This is a genomic window from Herbaspirillum sp. B65, from assembly GCF_000333555.1.
GTDB classification, from domain to species: domain Bacteria; phylum Pseudomonadota; class Gammaproteobacteria; order Burkholderiales; family Burkholderiaceae_D; genus Herbaspirillum; species Herbaspirillum rubrisubalbicans.
Genome location: NZ_BADI01000988.1, coordinates 1 through 1,392 on the forward strand (window position 1 = coordinate 1; position 1,392 = coordinate 1,392).

A 1,392-nucleotide genomic window follows, 5' to 3' on the forward strand; every position below is an offset into this window, starting at 1 on the left:
GGATCATGCTGACAGCCCCGAAAGTGAAGTTTTGCGCCAGAAGCGTCGCAGCGAGGCGCGCGTGACGGCCACCTCGACACTGCGATCAGCGCCGGTCAGTATCAGGTTCAGCGATGCCAGCGTGCCTGCACGCAGCGACACCAGCAAGGGCGCCAGCCAGTCGCGGTCCAGGTGTTCCAGGTGCTGCAACCACAGGCCCCATTCCTCGGCCAGCGCCGCTTCGGCCAGGGCATCGAGCACCAGCAGGCGCTGGCCGTTGCCCTTGGCGACCTCGGCCGCACCGGTCTGGCCGCTGTCGGCGCCGAAGGCGCGCAGCCAGCCGCGCAGGCCGAAGCTTTGGGTGTAGTGCGCCTGGGCGCTGATGCCAGCGTCGGCGCCGCCCCAGATCCAGATCGAATTGATGGTCTTCTGGCCGCGCATTTCACGTTGTTCGTTAAGCGACTCGGCGAACCACTGCATCTGCACTTCGTTTTGCAGCTTGCGCCAGGCCAGTTCGCCCGGACCTTCCGGCATCCAGATGTCGACATTGCGCCCGCTGGCAGCCGACGGCGTGGAGGTGCGCAGCCCGGCCCAGGCGTCGGCCCGGATGAACCAGGTGCGCTCGTCGCCATACACCAGTTCGTGGCCGATCTCGGTAAACAGCGGCAGGGCGGCGGCGAACAGGCGGCGCGATTCTTCCTCTTGCAGTTGCAACTGGCCGATGTCGGTCAGGACCAGATGGTCGCGCGCCACATGGATATGGGCCGGATGCAGCACGAACCAGTGGCCGGCCTGGGGGGCATGGCCCAGGCCCTGCATCAGCGCGCTGGCGGCGGCTGGACTGGAGTCCTGGGCGCCGGGCGGCAGGCCGAAGCGTTGTGCCAGCCAGTGTTCATGCGGCAGGGCGCGGGAAAACGGATCATGTGCCTGGCGCGGCGCCGCCTTGCCACGCCCCAGCAGCATCGCCAGCGCCGGCGCATGGCTCTGGCGCAACAGATCGCGCGCCAGCTCGGCGGGAGGCAGGGCGAAGGGGATGAGGATGTCGAGTTGATTCATGGGGCGCTATTTTAGCGGCTGGCGGGCCGCTTGGCCTTGATGGCCTGCGCAATCGTTCACTTCAAAGCAGCGTCAGGGTTTGTTCCAGGCGTTCCTGGCGCGTTGCCGGATCAACATGCGCACGCTGTCGGGCATGGGCGTGCGGGCGCCATTGGTCTCGGCCGACAGCCACAGACTGTCTTCGAAATGCGGCAACATGCGCGGGGTGATGAAGCGGCTGCGGATGCCGTTGACATGGCGCTCGCCCTGGGCGGTCTGCTGGGTGAGGTAGAAGCGTTGCGGCACCACCAGGTGCAGGTATTCCTTGGAGCGGGTCATGGCCACATAGAGCAGGCGCCGCTCTTCGGCAATCTCGAC

1 protein-coding gene and 1 pseudogene are annotated in these 1,392 nt (G+C 66.9%); both read right to left on the minus strand.

What is annotated here, in order from left to right; translation table 11 throughout:
• Positions 1-3: 3 nt before the first annotated feature.
• Positions 4-1,035, minus strand: a complete 1,032-nt coding sequence (locus I5W_RS23255; protein WP_044531026.1) for a hypothetical protein — start codon at positions 1,033-1,035, stop codon at positions 4-6.
• A 72-nt stretch (positions 1,036-1,107) separates the two neighbouring features.
• Positions 1,108-1,392: pseudogene (locus tag I5W_RS23260) on the minus strand (ATP-dependent helicase); the annotation flags it as partial.

Excerpts from the sequence above, each read along its gene's own strand:
- I5W_RS23255 (WP_044531026.1), bottom strand. The coding sequence starts at position 1,035 with ATGAATCAACTCGACATCCTCATCCCCTTCGCCCTGCCTCCCGCCGAG.